This window comes from Myroides sp. 1354, from assembly GCF_030324495.1.
GTDB lineage: Bacteria > Bacteroidota > Bacteroidia > Flavobacteriales > Flavobacteriaceae > Flavobacterium.
On the sequence record NZ_JACAGN010000010.1, the window covers coordinates 97,071 to 121,346 of the forward strand.

At 35.5% G+C, this 24,276-nt stretch carries 23 protein-coding genes; 12 read left to right on the plus strand and 11 right to left on the minus strand.

Annotated features, from left to right (window positions below; all coding sequences use genetic code 11):
• Nucleotides 1–318: 318 nt before the first annotated feature.
• From HX004_RS11580 to recF, 4 genes are all read right to left on the minus strand, one after another.
• Entirely contained in the window at nt 319–894 is a 576-nt protein-coding gene (locus HX004_RS11580; RefSeq protein ID WP_286442682.1) for an RNA polymerase sigma factor, read from the minus strand.
• Complete coding sequence (locus HX004_RS11585) at nt 891–1,997, minus strand: glycosyltransferase (RefSeq protein ID WP_286442683.1); 1,107 nt, start codon at nt 1,995–1,997, stop codon at nt 891–893. Before HX004_RS11585 ends, HX004_RS11580 begins: the two co-directional genes overlap by 4 nt.
• A gap of 63 nt (nt 1,998–2,060) precedes the next feature.
• Nucleotides 2,061–3,071 carry a UDP-N-acetylmuramate dehydrogenase gene (murB, locus tag HX004_RS11590; RefSeq protein ID WP_286442684.1) on the minus strand — a complete coding sequence of 337 codons (1,011 nt, stop codon included), beginning with the start codon at nt 3,069–3,071 and terminating at the stop codon, nt 2,061–2,063.
• A 24-nt stretch (nt 3,072–3,095) separates the two neighbouring features.
• Nucleotides 3,096–4,178 carry a DNA replication/repair protein RecF gene (gene recF, locus HX004_RS11595; RefSeq protein ID WP_286442685.1) on the minus strand — a complete coding sequence of 361 codons (1,083 nt, stop codon included), beginning with the start codon at nt 4,176–4,178 and terminating at the stop codon, nt 3,096–3,098.
• 134 nt (nt 4,179–4,312) lie between these two features.
• Between recF and HX004_RS11600 the strand changes: the two genes are divergently transcribed.
• The 6 genes from HX004_RS11600 (at nt 4,313) to HX004_RS11625 (ending at nt 10,482) form a co-directional block, all read left to right on the plus strand.
• A complete protein-coding gene (locus HX004_RS11600; RefSeq protein WP_286442686.1) occupies nt 4,313–5,101 on the plus strand; it encodes a tetratricopeptide repeat protein in 789 nt (262 codons plus the stop codon).
• Nucleotide 5,102: 1 nt separating this feature from the next.
• A complete protein-coding gene (gene ribH, locus HX004_RS11605; RefSeq protein WP_286442687.1) occupies nt 5,103–5,591 on the plus strand; it encodes a 6,7-dimethyl-8-ribityllumazine synthase in 489 nt (162 codons plus the stop codon).
• Between the two features lie 152 nt (nt 5,592–5,743).
• Nucleotides 5,744–7,870: a DNA mismatch repair endonuclease MutL gene (gene mutL, locus HX004_RS11610; protein ID WP_286442688.1), complete on the plus strand. Its 2,127-nt coding sequence runs from the start codon at nt 5,744–5,746 to the stop codon at nt 7,868–7,870.
• Nucleotides 7,870–8,619 (plus strand): rhomboid family intramembrane serine protease, encoded by a 750-nt coding sequence (locus HX004_RS11615; RefSeq protein WP_286442689.1) that lies wholly within the window; start codon nt 7,870–7,872, stop codon nt 8,617–8,619. The genes mutL and HX004_RS11615 overlap by 1 nt, the downstream gene beginning before the upstream one ends.
• Nucleotide 8,620: 1 nt before the next feature.
• On the plus strand, nt 8,621–9,445 hold the full coding sequence (locus tag HX004_RS11620) for a rhomboid family intramembrane serine protease (protein ID WP_286442691.1): 825 nt from the start codon (nt 8,621–8,623) through the stop codon (nt 9,443–9,445).
• A 2-nt stretch (nt 9,446–9,447) separates the two neighbouring features.
• Entirely contained in the window at nt 9,448–10,482 is a 1,035-nt protein-coding gene (locus HX004_RS11625; protein WP_286442692.1) for an endonuclease/exonuclease/phosphatase family protein, read from the plus strand.
• Here the strand turns inward: HX004_RS11625 and HX004_RS11630 are convergent, their stop codons facing one another.
• A complete protein-coding gene (locus HX004_RS11630; RefSeq protein WP_286442693.1) occupies nt 10,483–11,619 on the minus strand; it encodes an MFS transporter in 1,137 nt (378 codons plus the stop codon).
• A gap of 88 nt (nt 11,620–11,707) precedes the next feature.
• Here HX004_RS11630 and HX004_RS11635 point away from each other — a divergent pair, with 88 nt between their 5' ends.
• A complete protein-coding gene (locus HX004_RS11635; RefSeq protein WP_286442694.1) occupies nt 11,708–12,481 on the plus strand; it encodes an AraC family transcriptional regulator in 774 nt (257 codons plus the stop codon).
• A 109-nt stretch (nt 12,482–12,590) separates the two neighbouring features.
• Here the strand turns inward: HX004_RS11635 and HX004_RS17730 are convergent, their stop codons facing one another.
• The 3 genes from HX004_RS17730 to HX004_RS11645 all read right to left on the minus strand — a co-directional run bounded on the left by HX004_RS17730 (nt 12,591) and on the right by HX004_RS11645 (nt 14,925).
• On the minus strand, nt 12,591–12,869 hold the full coding sequence (locus HX004_RS17730) for an integrase core domain-containing protein (RefSeq protein WP_353653654.1): 279 nt from the start codon (nt 12,867–12,869) through the stop codon (nt 12,591–12,593).
• Between the two features lie 58 nt (nt 12,870–12,927).
• Entirely contained in the window at nt 12,928–14,103 is a 1,176-nt protein-coding gene (locus HX004_RS11640; RefSeq protein ID WP_286442696.1) for an MFS transporter, read from the minus strand.
• 336 nt (nt 14,104–14,439) lie between these two features.
• Nucleotides 14,440–14,925: a GNAT family N-acetyltransferase gene (locus HX004_RS11645; protein WP_286442698.1), complete on the minus strand. Its 486-nt coding sequence runs from the start codon at nt 14,923–14,925 to the stop codon at nt 14,440–14,442.
• A 329-nt stretch (nt 14,926–15,254) separates the two neighbouring features.
• Between HX004_RS11645 and HX004_RS11650 the strand changes: the two genes are divergently transcribed.
• Nucleotides 15,255–15,818: a DUF1572 family protein gene (locus HX004_RS11650; protein WP_286442699.1), complete on the plus strand. Its 564-nt coding sequence runs from the start codon at nt 15,255–15,257 to the stop codon at nt 15,816–15,818.
• A gap of 97 nt (nt 15,819–15,915) precedes the next feature.
• Nucleotides 15,916–17,949 (plus strand): dipeptidyl-peptidase 3 family protein, encoded by a 2,034-nt coding sequence (locus tag HX004_RS11655; RefSeq protein WP_286442700.1) that lies wholly within the window; start codon nt 15,916–15,918, stop codon nt 17,947–17,949.
• A 42-nt stretch (nt 17,950–17,991) separates the two neighbouring features.
• On the opposite strand, the gene HX004_RS11660 is transcribed toward HX004_RS11655, so the two are convergent.
• Nucleotides 17,992–18,771: an AraC family transcriptional regulator gene (locus HX004_RS11660; protein ID WP_286442701.1), complete on the minus strand. Its 780-nt coding sequence runs from the start codon at nt 18,769–18,771 to the stop codon at nt 17,992–17,994.
• Between the two features lie 92 nt (nt 18,772–18,863).
• On the opposite strand from HX004_RS11660, the gene HX004_RS11665 reads away from it, so the two are divergent.
• Nucleotides 18,864–20,072: a CynX/NimT family MFS transporter gene (locus tag HX004_RS11665; protein ID WP_286442702.1), complete on the plus strand. Its 1,209-nt coding sequence runs from the start codon at nt 18,864–18,866 to the stop codon at nt 20,070–20,072.
• A 216-nt stretch (nt 20,073–20,288) separates the two neighbouring features.
• Here HX004_RS11665 and HX004_RS11670 read toward each other — a convergent pair whose 3' ends face one another.
• Nucleotides 20,289–21,533, minus strand: coding sequence for a T9SS type A sorting domain-containing protein (locus HX004_RS11670; RefSeq protein WP_286442704.1), 1,245 nt, complete (start codon nt 21,531–21,533; stop codon nt 20,289–20,291).
• A 230-nt stretch (nt 21,534–21,763) separates the two neighbouring features.
• Here HX004_RS11670 and HX004_RS11675 point away from each other — a divergent pair, with 230 nt between their 5' ends.
• A complete protein-coding gene (locus HX004_RS11675) occupies nt 21,764–22,468 on the plus strand; it encodes a DsbA family oxidoreductase (RefSeq protein WP_286442706.1) in 705 nt (234 codons plus the stop codon).
• 114 nt (nt 22,469–22,582) lie between these two features.
• Nucleotides 22,583–23,320, plus strand: a complete 738-nt coding sequence (locus tag HX004_RS11680) for a toxin-antitoxin system YwqK family antitoxin (protein WP_286442707.1) — start codon at nt 22,583–22,585, stop codon at nt 23,318–23,320.
• A gap of 128 nt (nt 23,321–23,448) precedes the next feature.
• Here the strand turns inward: HX004_RS11680 and HX004_RS11685 are convergent, their stop codons facing one another.
• Nucleotides 23,449–24,135 carry a hypothetical protein gene (locus HX004_RS11685; RefSeq protein WP_286442708.1) on the minus strand — a complete coding sequence of 229 codons (687 nt, stop codon included), beginning with the start codon at nt 24,133–24,135 and terminating at the stop codon, nt 23,449–23,451.
• Between the last annotated feature and the right edge of the window lie 141 nt (nt 24,136–24,276).

Sequence of the window (24,276 nt, forward strand, 5' to 3'; positions counted from 1 at the left end):
TTTTTAAAAGGGAATTTTACAAAAAACAAAAAAGCAACTTCACCAAAAAGCTAGTTTTAGTTTTTAAAAGGGAATTTTACAAAAAACAAAAAAGCAACTTCACCAAAAAGCTAGTTTTAGTTTTTAAAAGGGAATTTCACAAAAAACAAAAAAGCAAAAAAGCAACTTCACCAAAAAGCTGGTTTTAGTTTTTAAAAGGGAATTTCACAAAAAACAAAAAAGCAAAAAAGCAACTTCACCAAAAAGCTGGTTTTAGTTTTTAAAAGGGAATTTCACAAAAAAACAAAAAGGCAAAAAAGCAAAAAAGCAACTTCACCGCTAAATTGAAAAGTTTTGATCGATTTGTTTCAAGATAATTTCAGCCAATAATTTTTTTGCGCGCATGATTTTAATTTTGACATTATTTAGCGGTTCATTGAGGATACTGGCAATTTCATTATAAGAAAGTTCTTGAAAGAAACGCAACTCAATGACTTCTTGGTAATGCGGTTTTAAAAGGCGGATATAGTTTTTGAAAATTTCTAAATTCTGTTCTCGAATCAATTCATCTTCGATGGTTTCAGAATCATCAATGATGTTGTTGTACTGTTGTTCTTCATCAGTAATATCCACGAAGTGCAAGTTTCTTCTTTTGCGAATTAAGTCAATATGGGTGTTTTTTGCGATAGTAATCAACCAGGTATTAAAAGCAAATTTGCTGTCATAGGATTCAATACTACTAAAAGCTTTCGAAAAAGTTTCAATGGTAATATCTTCGGCATCTGTTTCATTACCTGTTTGCTTGAGCATGAAATGGTACACTTCAGACCAATATTGATTTAATAGAGAAGTAAAAGCGGTTTGATCTCCTTTTTTAGCAGCTTCTATTATGTGACTTGTGGAGCTTGTTTTCAAATTTTCTTACGTGTGATAAAGTGTTTAAACGCAAAATAATGACCCGTTAGTATATGAGTAAATTCAAAAAAAGGAAATACCCAAACTAAGTCCTTCTCATTGAAGTTTTTCAACATTTTTGCAAAGTAGAAGATAGTAATTAAATATCGGAAAACAAATACGCCTAATACAATTTCCCACTGATATAAATTAATGAGTAGGAGCGTTAATAGGACATAAAAAGTTAACACACTAAAATGGAAAAATCTCAATTTCAATTGATTAAAAAAACCAGTTCGCTTCCAAAGTAAATCATTCTTTTTTTGTAGTTGAAAAGCAGTGTTCCAAGATACCTCTTGATATAGTGTGTTCATACTTTCAGGAGCAAGGGTAATGGCTGTATTGGATTTGGTGCCGATTTGTCGGATAAATTCTTGTTCTTCTCCTTGACTGATTTTCATTTGTTTGATAAATCCATTCACTTTGTAAAAGAGTGTTTTATTATAGGCTTGATTCAGGCTATTACCATAAAGCGGTTTTCCTAATTCTAACCAAACAAAATTGTGAAGGGTTTTGAGAAACATTTGAAATCTCGCGTATTTATTGCTCAAACTTTTCTTCTTTTTTTCTAAGGTTGTATGCGCAATAACCACTTGTTTCTTCGTGGAAAATTGAGCAGTCATACTCGAAATCCAATGAGGTGAATGGGGGAGTGCTTGAGGTTCAGTGAATAAAAGATGATCAAAAGACGTGCGCTTAATCCCTAAGGTTAAAGCGTATTTCTTATTGCCCCAAAAGGCTTCATTGTTCTCTACATTGACCAATTTTGCCGATTTATGTTGAGCGACAAATTGCTCTAAAATTTCTAAACTTTCATCTTCAGAGGCATTGTTTACCAAGACTAGTTCGTAAGAACCATAGTCTTGTAAAAGCATAGTTTCTAGAAAATGAGGTAGCTCCGCTTCATTGTCTTTGATATACACCACAACAGAAACAGGAAGTTGCTGTGCGTTGGATTTGCTCTTTAGGGAGCTATTAAAGGCAATATTGCTGTATAATACAACATAATAAAGCAGGTGAAACAAAAGAATACCAATCAGTATGTAAAATAAGATGGTTAGCATGGTGTATGAACTATATTAAGCAAGGTGCAAAGGTATCAATAATCGCTTTTTTGTGCAATATATCTAAAAGATATTCACTTCTGCTTCTAAGTGAATATTAAAAATGGTAAAAATTTCATTTTGAATGGTTTCGGCTAATTTTTTTAATTCTATTCCTTGTGCATGACCATAGTTGACCAATACTAAGGCTTGTTTGCTGTGTACACCCGCATCGCCAATTCGATATCCTTTATATCCACTTGTCTCAATTAACCAACCTGCGGGAATTTTAATGTGATTTTCATCAAGGGAATAAAAAGGCATCGCAGGATATTTTTTCTGTAAAAGATCAAAAAGTTCTTTTGATACAATGGGATTTTTGAAAAAACTACCACTATTCCCCAATTCTGCGGGGTTAGGTAATTTACTGCTTCGAATAGCAATAACAGCTCGACTAACATCTTGAATTGTTGGGGTAGTAATCCCCCAGCTTTCTAATTCCGAATTAATTACTCCATAATTGGTGTGTATGGCGTGATTTTTCTTCGTTAATTTATAAACCACAGAAAGAATGATATACTGGTCTTTGGCTTCTTTCTTGAAAATACTTTCTCTATAGTCGAATTGACACGCTGCATTTGAAAATTCTTCAATCTCCAGTGTTTTAATATGTAAGGCTTTACAACTAATCATCGTATCTTTGATTTCAACGCCATAAGCTCCTATATTTTGAACGGGTGTTGTGCCAACATGACCTGGAATTAACGATAGGTTTTCTAATCCTCCGTAATCTCTAGCTAACGTCCATTGTACAAAATCATGCCATACCTCGCTAGCTTGACTTTCTACCCATACGAAATCTTCATCTTCTTTAATAACCTCAATTCCCTTGATATTTAATTTAATCACGAGCTGTTCTACATCACGTGTTAATAACATATTACTACCTCCACTGAGTATAAAATAAGGCTCATTGGGATAGGTTTGAATGAGATTTCGAAGTTCCAAAAGAGAATTGACTTGGGTAAAGCGTTTGGCTTGAACATCAAGACCGAATGTATTATAAGGTTTAAGCGATATATTTTCTTGAATCATAGCGTATGGATTGAAATTCGTTTGTTATTCTATAGTAAAGATTTTGAAATCTTGATTAATTGAATTTAAGAGAGACTCTGTTCGATCCAAATGAGTATCGGTTATAAACAGCTGTCCAAAGGTCTCTAAGTTAACTAAGGCTAAAATTTGTTTAACGCGCAGTTCATCTAGCTTGTCAAAGATATCGTCAAACAACAAAATAGGCGCTATGTTGTGTTGTTTCTTTAAAAATTCAAATTGGGCGAGTTTCAGTGCAATTAAAAAAGACTTTTGTTGGCCTTGAGAACCAAATTTTTTAATTGGACTTCCTTTTAGTAAAAACACCAAGTCATCTTTGTGAATTCCAACAGAGGTGTATTGTAAGGCGCGATCCTTTTGCAAGTTTTGATCAAAGAGCTCTCGCATACTGTGGTGTTCTAACTGTGATTCGTATACTAAATTGACTTCGTCTTTATTTCCCGTAATCAATTGGTGATATTGGTTGAAAATAGGAATGAAATCGCGTAGAAAATCACGACGTGTTTCGTAAATCGGCTGTGCAATACTTTCGATTTGTTCGTTGTAAATTTCCAGTGTATCTCGGTCAAAATAGTTATTGCTCACAAAACTTTTTAATAAGGCATTGCGTTGTGTAATTAATTTTTGATGTTGAATGAGCAATTGTAAATAGGTACTATTCATTTGAGAAATAACACTGTCTAAGAATTTACGTCTTGTTTCGCTTCCTTCAATGATTAAATCACTGTCAGAAGGGGAAATAATAACAAGAGGAATGAAACCAAAGTGATCAGAGAAACGCTCGTAGTTTTTGTTGTTGCGTTTGAGTATTTTTTTTTGTCCTTTTTTTAAGCTACACAAAATGTGTTCACTTTGTTCATTTTTCTCAAAAAGGCCATCAATCACAAAGAAATCAGCCCCGTGTTTGATATTTTGAACGGCTATAGGATTAAAATAACTACGACCATAGGCAATATAGTAGATAGCATCTAGTATATTGGTCTTACCAACGCCATTTAATCCAATAAAACAGTTGATTTTAGCGTTAAATTCAAAAGATTTATCTTCAATATTTTTGAAATTTAGAAGATCTAATTTTTTTAAATACACGGGAATATAGGTGTTTTTAACGAGTGAGTGATAGTATTATCTAATTTGGTTGCAAATTATCAAAAATATTAATAGTAAGCACTTTTATATTACAATAAAAATCATATTTTTGCCTTTCATTAAACTTTTTATACATGGCAACTTATAATAAAAGAGGTTATAAAGCTCCTAAACCGGAAGACGAAACGGTAGATAACGAATTTGATCAGTATAGTTCAGTTGATACTTCTAAAAGTACTACGGCAGAGGTATTTAATTCCTTAGATCAAGGAGCAAATAAAATGGAAGGTTGGGTAGCGAGAAATCAAAAAGCAATTTTTGGTATCGTTGGAGCAATTGCTCTAGTTACTATTGGTTATGTTGGATATAATAAGTTTGTAGTTGAGCCTAAAAACGAGGAAGCAGCAAATGAAATGTTTCAAGCACAATCCTATTATAATGACGCTTTTACAAATGAAGCAGATAAACAAAATCTATTTAACTTAGCTTTAAATGGAGGTGAAGGTAAATTGGGATTTTTAGGAATTATCGAAAACTATAAAGGAACTGCATCCGCTAATTTAGCACACTATTATGCAGGAACTACTTACCTTAATCAAGGAGAATTTAAAAAAGCAATTGAGCAATTAGAACAATATAAATTAGGTTCAGAAGCTATTATTGGTGCTTCAGCATTAGGAGCTATTGGAGATGCTTTCTCTGAATTAGGTCAACATGCAGATGCATTTGATTACTATAAAAAAGCGGCTGAACACAATAAAAACAGCTTCACTACACCTAGATTCTTGTATAAAGCAGGACTTGCTGCTTTAGAAGATGGTAAAAAAGCAGAAGCATTGAAAATGTTTAACGAAGTGAAGAATAACTATTCAACTGCATCAGAAGCAACGTTGGTAGAGTCTTTAATCGGTCTTGCTCAATAATATGGCAACAGCAAATAAAAACTTATCGGCTTACGATAAAACAAAATTACCTTCGGCAACAGATATGAAAGTGGGAATCGTTGTTTCCAATTGGAATGATGCGATTACAGAAGGATTATTTGACGGAGCAAAACGAACACTTTTAGATTGTGGTTTACAAGAAGAAGGTTTAATCCGTTGGGATGTACCTGGAAGCTTTGAATTGGTTTTCGGTGCAAAACGCATGATTGAACGCTTTGAAGACCTGGATGCAGTTATTGTAATTGGCTGTGTTATTAAAGGAGAAACCATGCATTTTGAGTTTGTTTGCGAAGGCGTAACACACGGAATTAAAGATTTAAATTTAATAGCAGATATTCCTGTTATTTTTTGTGTACTCACAGATAACACAATAGAACAATCACTCGCTAGAAGCGGTGGAGATATGGGGAATAAAGGGGTTGAGGCCGCGGTCACTGCCTTGAAAATGATTGCTTTAAATAGTTTATAAAAACAAAAAAATAAGCCTGTGTAAAAGCAGGCTTTTTTTTATCATACGAAATTGAAAAGTGAAAAAATAGTTAAGGAATGATTTCCCCTATTTATTTAATTAAATTTGTATGGATAGAGTTCAATTTAATCAAAAAAATCTTCCTTTTTTAAATGTCTAATATTATTCGATTATTACCAGATCACGTAGCCAATCAAATTGCCGCAGGAGAAGTGGTTCAACGACCAGCTTCTGTTGTGAAGGAATTGATAGAAAATGCAGTCGATGCAGAGGCAACGGAAATCAAATTGGTGCTAAAAGAAGCTGGAAAAACGTTAATTCAAGTTATTGACAACGGAAAGGGAATGAATGAAACTGATGCTAGAATGGCTTTTGAACGCCATGCTACATCTAAAATATCCAAGGCAGAAGATTTATTTGCCTTAAATACCAAGGGATTTAGAGGTGAAGCTCTAGCTTCTATTGCCGCTATTGCTCATGTGGACCTGAAAACGTGTTTGCACCATAGCGAATTGGGAACTCATATTGTAATGGAGGGCTCCAAAGTTGTATCACAAGAAGTGACTGTCACGCCACCTGGTACAGTTTTTTCCGTAAAAAATCTATTTTTTAATATACCTGCCCGCCGGAATTTCTTGAAATCAGATAATGTCGAATTGCGCAATATCGTCGATGAATTTGAACGTATTACCCTCGTTCATCCAGGAATTAGCTTTACGATGATTCACAATGGTAGCGAAGTGTTTAATTTACCGAGCTCTAACTTGCGTCAACGAATTGTCAATGTATTTGGCAATAGAACCAACGAAAAGTTAGTGCCTATTGAAGAAATAACGGAAATCGTCACGATTCGCGGGTTTATTGGAAAGCCAGAATTTGCAAAAAAGAGTCGAGGAGAACAATTCTTTTTTGTTAATGATCGCTTCATTCGAAGTGGTTATTTACACCATTCTGTTTTAGCCGCTTACGAAGGACTATTAAAAGACGGAACTCAACCGACTTATTTTATTTATCTGTCGGTACCGCCAAATTCAATTGATATCAATATTCATCCAACAAAAACTGAAATCAAGTTTGACGATGAACAGGCCTTGTACAGTATTTTGCGCTCAGCTATTAAACACAGCTTAGGGCAATTTAATGTGGCTCCTGTACTTGATTTTCATCGAGATGAAGAATTAGATGTTCCTTATGAATTCAAAGATAAGGAAGCAGCAACGCCCTTAATTGAAATAGATACCCATTATAATCCTTTTAGCAATGAAGGTTTAAATCCAGAAGAAGAGGTATACAATCCCTTTGAGCAAACGCCAACAGGGATGGTTAATGGCTTGCCTTCGGATTTTGTAGCAAGAGGGTTTAATCCTTTTGAAGAAAGTTCCTTTTTGCGCAAAGACGAACCAGAAGAAATTGAAACAGCGATTGACGAAGTAGAAGATACAGCCGTTTTTGAAAGTAAATTAACTACAGCGAAAACCAATATCGACTTTTCTTCGTTTAAACAAGAAGGAAGAAAAGCAGATGAAGCGGTTTTCTTTTCGAGTAAATCTAATAAAACGGAAATCAAAAAATCCGCAGCAAATGAAGTAGGGGCTTGGCAAGAAGTCTTTGAAGGACTCAAAGGCGAAGGGAGTGCTCTTGATGTGAGCGGATTGACCTTTGAGGAAGAAGAAGTAACGGGAAGTTTGTTTGATGAAAGCACAGAAACCACCTTGGCTTCGCGTACATTTCAGATTCAGCGAAAATACATTGTTAGCCCAATTAAATCGGGAATGGTTATCATCAACCAAGGACGTGCACACCAGCGAATTTTATATGAGAAGTTTATTGGAAATATAACCAAGTCCAATGCCGTTTCTCAACAATTACTCTTCCCTTTAACTCTGTATTACGCGCCTTATGAAGTGGTGTTGTTAAAGGAGATTCGAAACTCATTAAAACAAATGGGGTTTGATTTCGAAGATATGGGGGATGATCGTGTAATTCTGTCGGGATTACCTGTCAATGTTGCAGAAAGTGAAGCGCAAATTGTATTGGATGATTTAATCATGAGCTTTCAAGAAGGGATTCCTGAAACAAATTACATCCAAACTGAACGAATTGCCAAAACTTTGGCACAGAGTTTGGCGGTAAAATCAGGGACGATTTTAAATGAAACTGAACAAGAAGATATTGTTAATTCTTTATTTGGATGTAAAGAACCCAACATATCTCCATTTATGAAACCTACTTTTATTACCATGAAAGTAGAAGATATTGAACGAAAATTTATACTGTAATGAGAATAACAGAAGGAGTAAAACAGTTATTAATTATAAATATCCTATTTTTTGTAGGAAGCATGTTTGTGCCTGCTACCTATGATTATTTAGCGATGTACTATTTTGAAAATGCTAAATTTCAACTTTGGCAGCCGCTGACCTATATGTTTATGCATGGTGGATATATGCATATCTTTTTCAATATGTTCGCGCTATTCTCTTTTGGATCAACATTAGAGATGATTTTTGGAACCAAAAGATTGTACATTTTATTTTTAGTTTCAGGCTTAGGTGCTGCTCTATTGCACATGGGCGTTAATTTTTACGCTGTAACACACGGGGTAAATCAACTAGTTGCTGCAGGATACCAAGAGGCAGAAATATATAATTTACTTAAAGCAGGTATGTACGATCAACGTTGGCAGAGCGCTTTGAGTTCTTCTGATTTTACAGCTATGATTTCTGGTTTTAATACACCAGTAGTAGGAGCTTCAGGAGCTGTTTATGGGTTTTTAGTAGCCTTTGCTTATATGTTCCCTAATGCAGAATTAATGATGATGTTTATTCCCGTACCAATCAAAGCGAAATATTTTGTACCTGGAATCTTAGCCATTGACTTAATCGGTGGATTAACAGGTGGATTCAGCATCTTTGGTGGTGGAACAGGAATTGCCCATTTTGCACACGTAGGTGGGGCAGTAACAGGATTCTTATTGGTAAGGTATTGGAAACAAAACCAGTTTAACCAAAATCGTTGGGATTTGTAACATGAAAGGATTGGCCGATTTAAAGCGAAATATCAAATTAGGGGATAAAGTACAACTGCTTATTGTTATTAATATCGTTGTCTTTGTTTTGCTCTATGGATTATCTGTTGTGGCAACTCCAGTGTATCACAGCCTATTTCCTTATCTCGCCTTTGTAGCGGATGGAGCCTCTTCTCTAGGGCGATTCTGGACGTTTATTTCCTATGCCTTTGTCCATGCTAATATTTGGCATTTACTATTGAATATGATTATGCTGTTTTTTGTCAGCAATCTATTCTTTACTTTTTTTACCACACGACAGTTTCTATTCGTCTATTTTGTAGGTGCTTTAGGGGGAAGTTTACTGTATTATATCAGTGCCTTCTTCTTTTCTATGGGCGCTGGACTTGTAGGAGCTTCTGCTGCTGTGATGGCGCCGCTGATTGCTGTAGCTACTTTTGCTCCCAATATGGAAGTGCGATTAGCGCTTTTGGGTCGAATAAAAATGATTTATATTGCCGCACTTATTATAGTGATTGATTTGTTTCAATTGTCTTCTAGTAATGTCGGTGGGCATCTCGCTCACTTAGGTGGAGCCTTAGTCGGTTTTGGCTATATCTTCTTGCTCAAAAGAGGAAGAGATCTCGCTAAACCTAAAAAACGCTCAGCAAAAAATAAATCAAATTTTAAACAGGTTTATGTCAATAAATCAGTAGATAAAAACGTTAATAAGGAAACGATCGCACAAAAGGAAATCGATGCCATTTTGGATAAGATTAGCAGGTCGGGATATGAAAGTTTGAGTAAAGAGGAAAAAGAGTTTCTTTTTCGTCAAGGAAAAAAGTAGATATGAAGCAATTATCTTGGTTTAATAAAATTGTATTTTTCCTTAATGTTCTCGTTGCTGTGGGAACATTATTGGGTTATGTATTGCCTTTTTTAGCACCAAAGTTATTTCCACTTTTATCTGTTTTTACGCTAATCTTGCCTTCTCTTTTATTGCTTAACTTCTTCTTTTTAATCTATTGGGCTGTCCAAGTGAAAAGACAAGTCATACTATCTGCTCTAATCTTAGTTCTGGGTTTTACCTTTATTACCAAATTCTATAAAATTACAGGGAAAGATGAACCGACAGATCAAAACGATATTGTGTTGATGACCTATAACGTTCGCTTGTTTAATTTATTTAAGTGGATTCCCGATGAATTTGTTCCTCAAAAAATCAAAGAATTTGTCGATTTACAAGACCCAGATATTTTGTGTTTGCAAGAATATTCGAAAAGTGCAGCTTTGAACTTTAAGCAATATCCTTATAAATACGTGGTTTCTCATGGGGATAAAATTAAAACTGGGCAAGCTATTTACTCTAAACACCGCATCATTGACAAAGGAGAAATTAATCTGCCGAATTCAAATAACAATGTGATTTTTGCAGATGTATTGATTCAATCAGATACCATACGGGTATATAGTATTCACCTACAATCGGTGAGTATTAGCCCGGATATACACGAAAAATTAGACGAAGAAAAATCAAAGCGTATTTTTAAACGCATTGCCAGTGCTTTTAAAGAACAACAAATGCAGTCGGAATTAATCCAATCTCACATGAAAGACGCCACGCATCGCAAGGTGATTTGCGGTGATATGAACAATAGCGCCTTTTCTTATGTGTATAGTAATATCAAAGGAGATTTGAAAGATGCATTCATCGAAGCGGGAAGTGGATTCGGAAAGAGTTATGATTTTCCCTATTACCCCATGCGCATCGATTATGTTTTTGTTGATCCTAGTATCTTGGTAAAATCCTTTAAAACCTATAGCGATTTTAGAAATTCGGATCACTTCCCCATTGTAACTCGTTTGGCTTTGGAGGAACGATAGTTAGTGCCTTTTCCCTAGACGGATGGATAATACTACAGCAATACTCGAAAATAAAATCAACACCCCTCCAAAGTGATGCAATAGACTGCTGCAGTATAACCCTAAGCCAATGAGTAGATAGTACAACAACCCAAATAAAGCCCCTGCCGAACCTACAGCTGTTTTGTAGGATACCAATGCTTGACTTAAAATATTGGGAATGGCTATTCCAAAGGAAGCGACAACCAATAACACAGGGAGTAAAAACCACATAGAATCAAGTAGGACAAAGACAGCAAATGCACTGGTTAGAGCCAATAGAGCCGATCCCAGAATTAGTCGATTACCCGATATACCTTGACTAATACATCGCTTATTAAAATAACTTCCGATAAAAGATCCTATTGCTAACACAAGCCCACTATAACCGTAAACAGAAGCGTCGTATCCGTTGGACTCGAAGATAAAAGGAGCAAAGGAATAATAACTAAATAGCAAGACATTGTAACTCATTACCAAAACGGCATAACGCCATATACTTCGATCCGTATACATTTGTTTGGCAAGTTGAATAACCGCCTGAATCGTGATTTTATCTTGGGTTTGTTTGGTTTCTGGTAATTGATAATAGGCCTTAATCACTAAGAACAAGGCAAGTAAAGCCAAGAAAGCAAAAACACCCATATGTCCTAAAGTAGAAACGGTTATTCCTCCCAATAACAATCCAATTACGGGACTAATAGATAGCGCAATTCCCATAATAGAGAATACCTTACTGAGTTCTACGCCTGTATATACATCGCGCATCATCGTTTGCGTAATGACAGATCCCACTGCAATTCCAAAAGCAGCAAGGATACGGGCTACTAATACTAGTTCAAAGGTAGGGGCAACTAAAGCAAAAATTGAAGCAATCATATACGTGGTCAATCCCCAAATCATTGCTTTTCTTCTTCCGATATAATCACTCTGGATGCCCCACCAAATAACTCCCAATGCAAAGGCAATAAAGTAAGTGCTGATCGTTAATAAGGCCTGTGTATCGGTCACTTGATAGTGTTGAGCAATACTTGGTAAAGCTGGACTGTAAACGGTTTCAACAAATTGTGGAAACATCATTAAGAGTACCATAAAGCTCAATTGTACTTTTGTTTTCATTTCTTTTATTATTTCTAATGCAAAATTCTGATGAATTCCACTTATCTTTATAACAGGATAAAAACAAAAAATACCAAAAAACGGACAAATGGCGTATTTGAATAAAGAAGAAGAGTTGAATTTAAAACAAATTAATCAAACCGTTATTGGTTTGGCTTCTGATTTGGTTCGGCATGATTCTGGATTTCACAGTCATCCTCAACACGCTCAAATTTTATATGCTCCCAGTGGTTGTATGACGCTGTTAACGCGTAATCGCCAGGTTATTTTACCGCCACAAAAATTAATGTATATACCTGCTGGACTCGAACATCGGGTGACGTTTCGAAACGTAGTTGCTTATCGATCGATTTACTTGAATGTAGAACAATGTCAATTGGATGATTTGAAATTGCAGGTACGCGTAGTGTCTCCTTTATTAGCTGAGGTGATTGAACGCATTTGCTGGTGGGAGTGGAAAGGAGAATATACAAGACAACAACACCATGTTTTACAAGTGTTTTGGGATGAATTCAACGAAGCAAAAGAAGAATCGTATACTTTGGAGATTCCTTCTGATTATCGTTTACAAGCCTTTATGTCGGCGTTTATGTTGGAGAAGAAAGTTCCCCCTTTTTTAAACGAGTTTGCACAATACGTTGGAGCAAGTGAAAAAACGATTACGCGCATTTTTAAACGAGAAACCAATATGACCTACCAAGCTTGGCGTCATCAATGGCGCGTTTATCGCGCAATAGAACTCCTGGCTGAGGGGAGGAGTATTTCTGAAGTAAGCGATCAATTGGAATGCTCTTCTGATAGTGCTTTCATTGAATTCTTTAAAAATCACACGGGAACAACACCCGCTAAATATTTTTTGTAGGATGTTTTTTATTAGGTGTATGTTGTTAGTTGTTAGTTGTTAGTTGTTAGGTGTTAGGTGTTAGGTGTTAGTTGATGGATGAACATCCCTAAATACAGTTGACCGTTTTTTAAACATTAACTTCATTATTAAAGATAGTAATAATTGGTTTGTTGAAAGTACTTTCAACAAACCAATTATTTTCAAATTCAACAGGAGACATTTTTCTTATTGAATTATGAGGTCTTTTATTGTTATACTGACTGACAGCTTTTTTCACTGCTTTTTTTAATTCCAACAAATTTTTAGGTTTCCAAAATTCTAGGTAATCATTTTTGATTGTTCTATTAATGGTGCCCTCACAACGCACAAATCTCACAACGCACAACGCACAAATCTCACAACGCACAACGCACAAACCTCACAACACACAAACCTCACAACACACAACGCACAAACCTCACAACCTACTTTACTGAAAATTTTCTAGAAAACATATAGACCAAACTCAGTACAATAATAGCTGTACTCACATACATGATAATAGGAATATGCTCGATATGGTCTTTATAGTACCACCCTGCGGCAAATGCACCACCGCCAATTCCGGCTTCTAAAGCAATGTACATAGTAGAAACCGCTCTTCCACGCTGATCAGGTGAACTAAAGTCAATCGTCCATGCATTCAAAGCAGGGGATAGAATTCCCAAAGAAATACCATACATAAATGCCCCCATATACAAACCGTTGATCGTTTGGAAAAAGGCAATGATAAATAAAGAAATGATAAGGAGAACGAGTCCAATATTAATAATCAACACTCGACCATAGCGATCGGATACCTTTCCTGCAAAAAATCGAACCAATAGGGAAGAAATAGTAAAAATAACAAAGAATATCCCCTTGTTCTCTAAGCCTAAATGTCCTGTCCAATCGGGAATTAAGGTTAAGATTACTCCATAGGCAATATAGGATAAGAAAGTAACTAAGGCCGCTGGTAACACATTGAAGTCAAATAAATCTCTGCGGGAAATTTTAAAGAGAGAAAAGGAGAATTTTTCTTTTTCTTTCAAAGTTTCCTTCATATTGAGTAAGATTAGAATAGACAATAAAGCAAACAAAGCAGAGGTATAAAATAAGAAATTAATCGAGGTGTAAATCTTGATTGTACTTCCAATGGCAGGACCAATGGCCATACCTGTGCTAAAGCAAATACCGTGCAATCCCAAGGCTTCTCCCCAGCGTTCTTTGGGAACAATGTCAGCCACATAAGCTGCAGTTGCCGTAGGTTTAAATCCCGTTGAAAAACCGTGTAATAATCTCAAAAATAAAAAACCAGAAACCGTTGTTAGAATAGGATAGAGCAAGCTGCAAATAAAACAGACAATTGAACCAATTGCCATGATGGGAACACGCCCAATTTTATCCGTTAATTTACCACTGAAAGGCCTTGAAATGCCCGCTGTAATTGTAAATAACCCAATAATTAGTCCCTTGTATTCAGCTCCACCTAAACTCGATAGATAATCTGGTAGTTCAGGAATTAACATATTAAAACTAGCAGAGAATAATAGCGAACTTAAACAAACCAACATGAATTGTAGGTTGTATATGGGATGTGCGGAACGGGAGAGTAAAGACATAGTTGGATTCAATTGCTGCAAATTTATTGGAATAAATCGGGGTAGGCAATTTTTTGTTGGTTGTTGTGAGATGGTAAGATGGTGAGATGGTGAGGTTGTGAGGTTATGAGGTTGTGAGATGGTGAGGTGGTGAGAAGTTAGAATTAAAAAAATGGATCAAAATTTACCAATCTCTCCTAACCACTAACTGATAACCTTTAGATTTGCTTTTTTTTTTCGCACGTTGCTTTTTCGCCAGATTATCGATTAAAGAAATATGTCAAAATCAAAAATTAACCGATAACAGTAATCTGATAATTCATAACCGATCTCTGATAACTGATAACAGTTAATCGATTACAAAAAATATTCAAAATAACTTTTGTTGTCTTTTTCTTCTATAAAAGAAAAATTCATGTGGTTGATCATGCGCACTGATTTTTCATTTGCTGTTTGTGCAATTGCTACAATTCGTTGAATCTGAGGTTCTCTTTGTTGGATAAGTTCGATTAGCCCCCAGGTTCCTTCTGTACCATAACCTCCTTTCCAAAATGCTCGACCAATGGAAAAGCCAATTTCTGCAGAAGTAGCATCAACTAGAGTATAAACAGCAGTTCCCATTAATTGCTGGGTTTCACTATGTACAAATCCACAGCGAAATTTTGTACCTAATGTATTTTCAAGTGCTACTTGTTCAAGGTATATTTTTACTTCCTCCTGTGTTTCAAAAGGCAAAGTCGTTCTATATTGCATCGCATCTTTGTCAGAGTATATTTCGAATAGTGCCTTTTCATCCTCTGATTTTAGGGCTCTAAAATACGTGCGTTTCATTTGTAATAACATAAAGAAATAAATCTATTGGAGTTTCTTACAAAGAAAAGGAAAAGTCCTCTGTTTTTTTGAGAGATTTATGTATGTAATGATCTTTTTATAAAAAAATGCCCTATACGAAATTGGGGGGCGTATAGGGCAAAAGTAGTATGAAAAAAAGTTTCTAATAGGAAATCAATTATTGTGCCAATTTTTTTTAGCAAAAAAAAATAGAAAAAAAAGGATGAATCTCAGTTTACTCTATACTACTGGCGTTGAGATAAAATAGGTCATTTTTTTGCGTTGATTTGTGGATTTTCTGGGAAATTGAAGTAAATTTAGAAGGAATAAAAAAATACATTATGACCCTACAAGAAGTACAAGGCATCCGTAAACAATTTGAGTACTATCGCACCTTAGCCGATAAAACCATACTCCTTCTTTCTCAAGAAGAATTGAATTGGCAATACAACGAAGAAAGTAATTCTATTGCCATGTTGATGCGTCATATTACGGGGAATTTAGCTTCTCGTTTTACTAATTTCTTTACAGAAGACGGAGAAAAAGATTGGAGAAATCGAGATAATGAATTTGCAGTAGGTATTTACAATAGACATGAATTAATCACCAATTGGGATAAAAGCTGGACGATTTTATTTGATGTTTTAGATTCGATTACAGCAGAAAATGTCGAGGCAATAGTAAAAATTAGAAATCAAGAGCACACAGTAGGGGAAGCCCTTTATCGTCAATTAGCCCATTATCCTTATCACATAGGACAGATTGTGTTTATTGGTAAACTCATTAAAAATCAAGCGTGGCAATCTTTGTCTATTCCCCGTAATAAGTCGAACGAATACAACCAAGGAAAATTTAATAATCCAAATTCAGATACGCATTTTACTGATGATTATTTAAAAAAATAGAATAAAAAAAATAAAATAAGTTTTTTTGGCAAAAGTAAAAGATGGTGAGTATATCCCTTTTTTATATATTTGTTGAAAGACGAATAAAGCATAAATTATGAAATTAAACACAATGGCATGTATTGTATTGGCTTCGGCAATGGCATTATCATGTGGAAAAAACAAAGAAGAAGAACAGAAAGATACGGTGGAAGCAGTTGAAAATTTTGAATTTAGTGTAGATCAATTTGCAGATATTGAAGTGTTGAGATATCAAATCCCAGGATGGGAAGATTTGACTTTGAAAGAAAAAGAATTGGTGTACTATTTGAGTCAAGCTGGATATGCAGGACGCGATATTATCTGGGATCAAAACTACAAACACAATCTAGCGATTCGCGCAGCCTTAGAGAATATTTATGTAAACTATACTGGCGATAAAGAAACAGAAGATTGGAAAAATTTCGTGGTTTACGTGAAAAGAGTGTGGTTCTCTAATGGAATTCACCACCATTATTCAAATGATAAAATCAAGCCAGCATTCACGCAGGCCTATTTCAACACCTTAATAGAAGCAACAAAGACAAATTTAGATGCGGGTATTGTGGCTATCTTGTTTAATGATGTTGATAGTAAAAAAGTAAACTTAGATTTAGCAAAAGGTTTAGTAGAAGGATCGGCTGTAAACTTCTATGGAGAAGGAATTACAGAAGCTGAGGTAGAAGCCTTTTACAACAATATGAAAAGCCCAGATCCGTTACGTCCACTGTCAACAGGACTAAACTCTAAAGTAGTGAAGGAAAACGGAAAATTGGTAGAGAAAGTTTGGAAAAGCGGTGGAATGTATGGTCAAGCTATTGACAAAATTATTTACTGGTTAGAGAAAGCTGTAACAGTTGCAGAAAATCAAAAACAAGCAGATGCTCTAAAATTGTTGATCAAATACTACCAAACGGGTGATTTAAAAACGTGGGATGATTATAACGTAGCTTGGGTTGCTGCAACGGAAGGAAATATTGATTACAACAATGGTTTTATTGAAGTATACAATGATCCATTAGGACATAAAGCATCGTATGAAAGTGTAGTGCAAATCAAAGACTTCGATATGTCGAAGAAAATGGAAGTACTTTCAAAAGAAGCACAATGGTTTGAGGATAACTCTCCATTGATGGAAGCACATAAAAAGAAAAATGTTACGGGTGTAACGTATAAAACGGTAATTGTAGCGTCTGAATCTGGAGATTCATCGCCTTCAACACCAATTGGAGTAAACCTACCAAATGCAGACTGGATTAGAGCTGAGCACGGATCTAAATCAATTTCATTAGGAAATATTATTGATTCATATAACCACGCAGGTGGATCGGGTAAATTGAAAGAATTTGCTCACGATGAAGAAGAAGTGAAATTAGAAGAAAAATACGGAGAGTTAGCAGATAAGTTACACACCGCGTTACACGAGGTAATTGGACATGCTTCTGGACAAATCAATCCTGGAATTGGCCAACCTAAAGAAACGTTGAAAAGTTATGCTTCTACTTTAGAAGAAGGTCGTGCTGATTTAGTAGGATTATTCTATTTATACAATCCTAAACTACAAGAAATCGGATTAGTAGAGGATTGGAAAGCTGTTGGTATGGCTGCATATGATGGGTATATCAGAAATGGTTTAATGACGCAATTAGTGCGTTTAGAACCAGGTGCGGATATCGAAGAAGCACACATGAGAAACCGTCAATGGGTAAGTGCTTGGGTTTTCGAAAAAGGAAAGAAAGACAATGTAATTGAAAAAGTGGTTCGCGATGGAAAAACGTATTTCAATATTACAGATTATGAAAAACTACACGCTTTATTCGGAGAATTACTAAAAGAAACGCAACGCATCAAATCGGAAGGTGATTACAAAGCAGCAAAAGCATTAGTAGAAACATACGGAGTAAAAGTAGATCAAGGGATCCACAAAGAAGTATTGGAACGCAATGCGAAGTTTAATTCGGCCCCTTATAGAGGATTCGTAAATCCTTATATTGTACCTGTTACAAATGATAAAGGAGAAGTTACGGATTATGTGATTAAACAACCAAAAACGTTTGAAGAACAAATGTTATATTACGCAAAAGAATACAATTTCTTACCTGCTGTAAACTAAATAAAAAAAAGCCAACTGAAAAAGTTGGCTTTTTTTATGTTTTTATCTTATACCAGACTCAAAGTATTCGCTCGGGCGTTTACCCAATAGTTTAGTGAAAACATTACTATAGGATTGCGCACTGCTATACCCCACGCGAAAAGCAATTTCACTAATATTGAGGTTTCCTTCACTGAGAAGTTCCAAGGACTTAATAATGCGAACCATCTGAATATACTTCGCTAAACTAATACCCGTTTCTTTTTTAAATTGACGTTCCAACGTTCGCACACTGACGAAACCTTTTGCTGCTAAATCTTCAATGGCAATGAGCTGATGATACGCATTGTGAATATAAGCGGTTACTGCTAGTAAATTAGCGGATTTAGGTACAGGCGTAATCAAGGGAATAGACTCTTGGATAAAAGAGGGTAGCTCTTCTAAAATAGCCAGTAAGAAAGTCTGTTCACTTTGGCGATACTCCATGTTTAAAGACCATTTTTCGGTGTACATAATCATCTCTCTTAATACAGCAGGGACTGAGAATAAATATAAATCATCATAAAAAGGAGGCATGCCATCGGTGTTAAAATACAGCGTGCGCAAAGAAACCGACTCAGAAGCGGAGGTTGTTTTATGTGGTAAATTCGAAGGAATCCAAGCCGCATGATGTTGAGGCAATAAAAATTGATTGTTCGTCGTGTGTAAATATTGGTACCCTGACTCCACAAAGACAAGTTGAGCCTTGTGATGATGGTGAAATTCATTGTTGTGCTTCCAATTTTCAGCATACCAAACAAATCCGTTCTTTTTGACTTGATCTACTAACTCTGGGCCATACATACTTGCTTGTCGTTTTAGTTATGATATATGGCGAATATAATCATTTAAAACCATTTAATTTTGACCTTGTAAAACAAACGCATAAAATATATATGAGTCATTCAATAGATAAAGAGATAGAAAAAGTTTCAAAAACAAAAGAAATCTTGATGCTGCTAGGGGTTATATTTATTGCATCCAATCTTCGTGCACCGCTAACTTCAGTAGGGCCTGTAATTGGTGAAATAAGTAAATCCTTAGCTTTGTCTAATACTACAGCAGGTTTAGTAACCACCATTCCGCTCATGGCATTTGCCTTTTTATCGGGTATTGTTCCCAAGTTTTCTAGAAAATATGGCATGGAGTTCGTTTTGCTAATTTCTTTGGTTTTATTGAGTATTGGATTGTTTATACGTCCATTAGGCAATATCGTTTCTCTGTTTTTAGGAGCTGCTTTAGTAGGAACAGCGATTACCGTTGGTAATGTATTGATGCCTGCTTTTATAAAAAATAACTTTCCGCATAAAGTGGGAAGTATGATGGGAATCTATTCGGTAGCGATGAATTTAACTGCAGCCTTAGCTGCGGGGTTTAGTATTAGTTTAGGGTCGTATACGACGATGGGATGGAAAGGGTCCATTGGAATTTGGTTGGCCCTTTCTTTGGTGACAATTCTTGTATGGATTCCACAGGTAAAGAAAAAGAAAGAAGACACTGTAAAGGGAAATTTTGCAGTGGAAGAACAAACCGTAAACCTCTATAAATCGGGGTTGGCTTGGGCGGTTACCGTATTTATGGGCGTGCAGTCGCTCTTGTTTTACTGTTTAGCTGCTTGGTTGCCTAAGGTGATGCAAACTTGGGGAATGTCTGTAGAAGATTCTGGTTGGATTTTGTCTTATGTACAATTTGCTCAATTGCCCATGACGTTTATTGGTGCTATTATTGCTAGTAAAATGAATAATCAAAAGCTATTGGCCTTTGTCGTGGGAATCTTATTTATGGTGGGAATCGGTGGAATTCTACTTTTCCGCACTGAATATATCCTCCTTTGGTGTATTCTTATTGGATTGGGAAGTGGTTTGGCTTTTAGTTTGTCCATGTTGTTCTTTGTATTGCGTACTCGAAGTACCGTACAATCAGCAGAATTATCAGGCATGGCACAGTCGTTTGGCTATTTAATTGCCGCTTGCGGACCTCCTATTTTTGGAGCGCTATTCGATCTTTCTAAAGATTGGATGTATTCCCTCTTGTTCTTACTCATTATGTCGGTAACACTTTTGATATCAGGTATTATGGCAGGAAAGGATACCTGGGTAAAGTAAATAACAGGGTGTATTGCTCTTGATTTATATAAGTTCTGGTTAAAAAAAGGAAGCCTCATGGGCTTCCTTTTTTCGTAATCTATACTGTTGATCGGTTGGTAATAAAATAGATGTTGTATAAAAATTGTATAAGGTGAATTAATAATTAATTTATACACAGTTGTAAATCTAGATAAAATATTTGAAAGATTTGTTTTTTCACCTTAAATAAGTTGATTATTTTATTACAAATTTAAATTGTTCTTGACTATTTGATGTTTTCATTTGCAAGAGATAGGTACCTCTTGTTAAAGCGCGAACATCCAATTGATATTGTCCAGCTTGTTGGTTTACAAGGGGAGTTATTCTCTTTCCAGTCATGTCAAACAGGTTGAAAGTGGCTTCTAAATCGGTTTGAACAAAGAGATAATCACGGGTAGGATTAGGATAAATAGCAAATGTACTTTTGTCAAATTTTGTCGTACTCAATGTCTCTATATTTATTGTTTCCGTATAAGTATAGCTGTCATTACAACTTGTAACTGTTAGTGTAACCGTAAATTGCCCTATTTGTTCGTATTGGTGTATAGGATTTAACTCTGTTGAGGTAGTGCCATCTCCAAAGTCCCATTGCACTGCTTGAGTATTTGGTGTTGTATTGGTAAAGCGAACGGTAGAAGAATCGGTTATTTCATATTCATACTTGGCTTTGTTGTAGTGAACCCCAATAAACCATTTCTCGAAGTCATCATACACAATTTCTTTGACAATGCGCTTGATATTACGCGCTTGTTCGGCAGTTAAGGATCCATTAAATGTAATAGCGGTTGGGTCTTTTTTAAAAATGACCGTATAGAAGGTATAAGCCGCAACCATGGATCCTAAAGGAGAAGGATGATAGTTATCGCGATCAAATAATTCATAAGTAGGATACTGCTGGCGAATTGTTCTCCATACTTTTCCTACAGGGGAAACATGTGCTGCGTTATTTGTTGCCATTTCCATATAGCTCGCATATATAGCATCATCCATTGCTTCATAACTACAGAATTGTCTTAAACCTTGCTCACAATTTCTTGCAACCCCATTTTTATGCCCCCAAGTCAGATAAAATAAGGTTTTCGCACAAGAAGAGGAATTTTTAATTCGATCGTTTAATATTGCTGCATAAGGTTGAGTATAACTACTCTCCAATGCTGGACGCTGACTTTGTTCTTGCAGTACTACATAATCCCATGCTTTACTGTTGATTTTGTCAGTCACTGTTTGGTTGTACATATGATCTTGAAGAGAGGAACCTCCAGGTGTAGTTTGTTCATAAGTCAATATATCCCCAGTAGATTGTGCTGCGCTTTTTATTAAAGCAGGCAAATTATTGTATGAGGTATAGCTATTCCCAATGAAATAAACTGATTTTCGAATTTGTCCAAAGGACGAAAATACGGTGAATAGGAAAAAAAATAAGAGGTAAAGTTGTTTCATTATCTAAAGTTATTGTTGAAGGTTAAAAATATTAAAAAAATGTTAATTAAAATTAGCAATGTTAAATGAAATACAAGCAATGTGTAAGCTCATTCTTTTATTTGAGGATGAAAGGTTGTACTAACCTATTGGTAACTGTTAAATGTATAGGGACAAACCACCCTTAAATCGTATCTTTGAAGAATAGGGGGTAAACGAATCCTCTTGTATTAATTTAAATAAGTATAGATATGAAAGTAGAAATATGGTCAGATGTGATGTGTCCTTTTTGTTATGTTGGAAAGAAACACTTTGAAAACGCATTAGAACAATTGCCTTTTAAAGATAAGATAGAAGTAGAGTGGAAGAGTTTTCAGTTGGATCCAACCTTGCCTATAGAAGGCGCTTCTCAATCAACGATTGACTATCTTGTGAATAGAAAAGGGATGCCGAAAGAGCAAATAGAAGGCATGATGAATCACTTACAACAAGCAGGTGCGGCTGTGGGAATTGATTTCAAACAAGATATTTCTATTCCTGTAAACACCTTTAGAGCGCACCGTTTGATTCATTTTGCACAAAGTAAAGGCAAGGGAAATGAAATGGAAGAGGCTTTGTTTTTGGCCCACTTTACAGAAGGAAAGAATGTAGGGAAAATGGAGGTATTAACGGAGTTAGCGACTAGTATTGGTTTGGACAAAGAGGAAGTAGTTGCTTTATTAAGTAGCGAAAACCAAACGCAAGAAGTGAAAAATGATATTGAAGAAGCACAAGCGTTGGGAATCTCAGGAGTTCCTTTCTTTGTAGTAGATCGAAAATACGGTATTTCAGGAGCTCAACCGATTGATACGTTCGCCGAAGCATTAACGCAAGCGTATGAGGAAAGTCAGCCTAAATTCGAAATGAAAGGTAATTCAGATGCTAATGCATGTGGTCCTGATGGATGTGAGATTTAATGTGAATGAATTCGTTTTTTGCATAAAAATAGAAGGCTGATGAATCATCGGCCTATTTTTTTAGCTGTAATTCCAATGAGCGTAATTATAAAAGGTCAATTGACGTAAACAAGTATGAAAAGAATCTTATTGATTGTAGCGGTTGCGTTTTTTTTATTCAGCTGTAAAGAAAGAGAAATTAACTTTAATCAACTCGAGTCTAGAGCTGGAGTGTATTTCGAACTGAATCAACAAACTCCTTATACGGGGATTGTCAAACAATATGATGAAAACAATGCTTTAAAAGAAGAAGCCTACTTACAAGAGGGAAAACTCGATCGTTTTTTTACTTCCTACCATGAAAATGGACAAGTATGGGAAGAGCGAAAGTTGAAAGGTGGAAAGAAAGAGGGACAAGCCTTTGTTTATTATGAAGATGGGCAGGTGAGAGAGCACTCCTATTGGAGTAAGGGATTGCAAATAGGGGTTTTTAAAGAATATTATCCCAATGGTGATTTAGCTGCTGAGACCCCGTTTAAAGAAGGAAAAGAAGACGGATTGCATCAAGCATTTTATCAAAATGGACAACTTTATGAGAAAGGCCTTTTTATAAAGGGAAAGAAACAAGGTTCTTTTATGGGGTATTTTGAGGATGGAAAAACAAGAGAAGAAGCAAATTGGAAGGAGGGCTTAAAAGAAGGCTTGTACAAAGACTACTATAAAAATGGCCATCTAAGTACGGAAGCTACTTTTATCAAAGGAAAAAAAGAAGGTATTGTCAAAGAGTATCATTCAACCGGAACCTTGATGATTGAATCCAAGTGGGAGAATGGTGAGCAAGTAGAAATAATAAAAATATACGAAGACGACTAGTCGAGTTCAATTTGCTCGAATACAAACTTAATAAGCCAATCAAAAACATAAAAAAACCGCTGCCTAACAAGGTGAATTTTGTTTAGGACAACGGTTTTTTTTATTGGATGTAAATCCCCGTCGTTTATTTACTGTCTATCTCCGAGAATTTGTCTTTCTTCCTGTATGAGGTCGAAAACTGCTGTAAAATCGCGTTTGATGTTGGGGTTTGTTGTAAATTCTTTCGAGGATAATAGCATGATTAAGAATTCTTTATTTGTCATGTTATTTGCTTTTTGTGCATCTCTCAGTACCGTTTCTGAGATTCTTCTTGAGTCAAGCATACTGTATTTCCACTGTCCTTCTTCTTTAAAAAAATGAGCGGGTTGTATATCAAAAATCGTTCCTGTGGCTTCGTATTCCTCAATCTTTAAATTAGAAAGCACAGCACTAGAAAGTACCTCTATCTTTTTATCATCTACAGCGGAGTTTAAAAATAAAATTTCAACAAATTTCTTGGTATCCGTGGTCTGTAAATCCTCATCACTCAATAAAAGCAAACCATTGGCAATATTCATTTGATCCACTAAAGTCCCTTCTATTTTTTTAGTTTTGACAGCCGTCAACATTTCTTCATAGTATTCAATCGACTCTTGATCTAAATTGTCGTACAACAAGATTCCGTCTTTGTTGAGTAAAGCACTGTTTATCTTGTCATAAACAATGTTTATCTCATCGTAGGCTACTGCAAGGGCTACAGGATCTAGGGTTTTCTTGTTTTGACAAGAAATAACTAGCATCAAGGCAAGTACGAAAGGCATAATCTTTTTCATCATTTTAATTTTTATACAAAATTAACTATTTAACCTTATGAAGGTGTTTGTTATCCGTTTTTATATTCTTGTTGTGTCTTAACTCTATTTGATAACCTTTAGATTTGTTTTTTCGCTTTTTTGTAAGTTGCTTTTTCGCCAGAT

Coding starts and splice junctions, on each gene's coding strand:
- HX004_RS11585 (WP_286442683.1), bottom strand. CDS start 1,997: ATGCTAACCATCTTATTTTACATACTGATTGGTATTCTTTTGTTTCAC.
- murB (WP_286442684.1), bottom strand. CDS start 3,071: ATGATTCAAGAAAATATATCGCTTAAACCTTATAATACATTCGGTCTT.
- HX004_RS11600 (WP_286442686.1), top strand. CDS start 4,313: ATGGCAACTTATAATAAAAGAGGTTATAAAGCTCCTAAACCGGAAGAC.
- ribH (WP_286442687.1), top strand. CDS start 5,103: ATGGCAACAGCAAATAAAAACTTATCGGCTTACGATAAAACAAAATTA.
- mutL (WP_286442688.1), top strand. CDS start 5,744: ATGTCTAATATTATTCGATTATTACCAGATCACGTAGCCAATCAAATT.
- HX004_RS11615 (WP_286442689.1), top strand. CDS start 7,870: ATGAGAATAACAGAAGGAGTAAAACAGTTATTAATTATAAATATCCTA.
- HX004_RS11620 (WP_286442691.1), top strand. CDS start 8,621: ATGAAAGGATTGGCCGATTTAAAGCGAAATATCAAATTAGGGGATAAA.
- HX004_RS11625 (WP_286442692.1), top strand. CDS start 9,448: ATGAAGCAATTATCTTGGTTTAATAAAATTGTATTTTTCCTTAATGTT.
- HX004_RS11630 (WP_286442693.1), bottom strand. CDS start 11,619: ATGAAAACAAAAGTACAATTGAGCTTTATGGTACTCTTAATGATGTTT.
- HX004_RS11635 (WP_286442694.1), top strand. CDS start 11,708: ATGGCGTATTTGAATAAAGAAGAAGAGTTGAATTTAAAACAAATTAAT.
- HX004_RS11640 (WP_286442696.1), bottom strand. CDS start 14,103: ATGTCTTTACTCTCCCGTTCCGCACATCCCATATACAACCTACAATTC.
- HX004_RS11645 (WP_286442698.1), bottom strand. CDS start 14,925: ATGTTATTACAAATGAAACGCACGTATTTTAGAGCCCTAAAATCAGAG.
- HX004_RS11650 (WP_286442699.1), top strand. CDS start 15,255: ATGACCCTACAAGAAGTACAAGGCATCCGTAAACAATTTGAGTACTAT.
- HX004_RS11655 (WP_286442700.1), top strand. CDS start 15,916: ATGAAATTAAACACAATGGCATGTATTGTATTGGCTTCGGCAATGGCA.
- HX004_RS11660 (WP_286442701.1), bottom strand. CDS start 18,771: ATGTATGGCCCAGAGTTAGTAGATCAAGTCAAAAAGAACGGATTTGTT.
- HX004_RS11665 (WP_286442702.1), top strand. CDS start 18,864: ATGAGTCATTCAATAGATAAAGAGATAGAAAAAGTTTCAAAAACAAAA.
- HX004_RS11670 (WP_286442704.1), bottom strand. CDS start 21,533: ATGAAACAACTTTACCTCTTATTTTTTTTCCTATTCACCGTATTTTCG.
- HX004_RS11675 (WP_286442706.1), top strand. CDS start 21,764: ATGAAAGTAGAAATATGGTCAGATGTGATGTGTCCTTTTTGTTATGTT.
- HX004_RS11680 (WP_286442707.1), top strand. CDS start 22,583: ATGAAAAGAATCTTATTGATTGTAGCGGTTGCGTTTTTTTTATTCAGC.
- HX004_RS11685 (WP_286442708.1), bottom strand. CDS start 24,135: ATGATGAAAAAGATTATGCCTTTCGTACTTGCCTTGATGCTAGTTATT.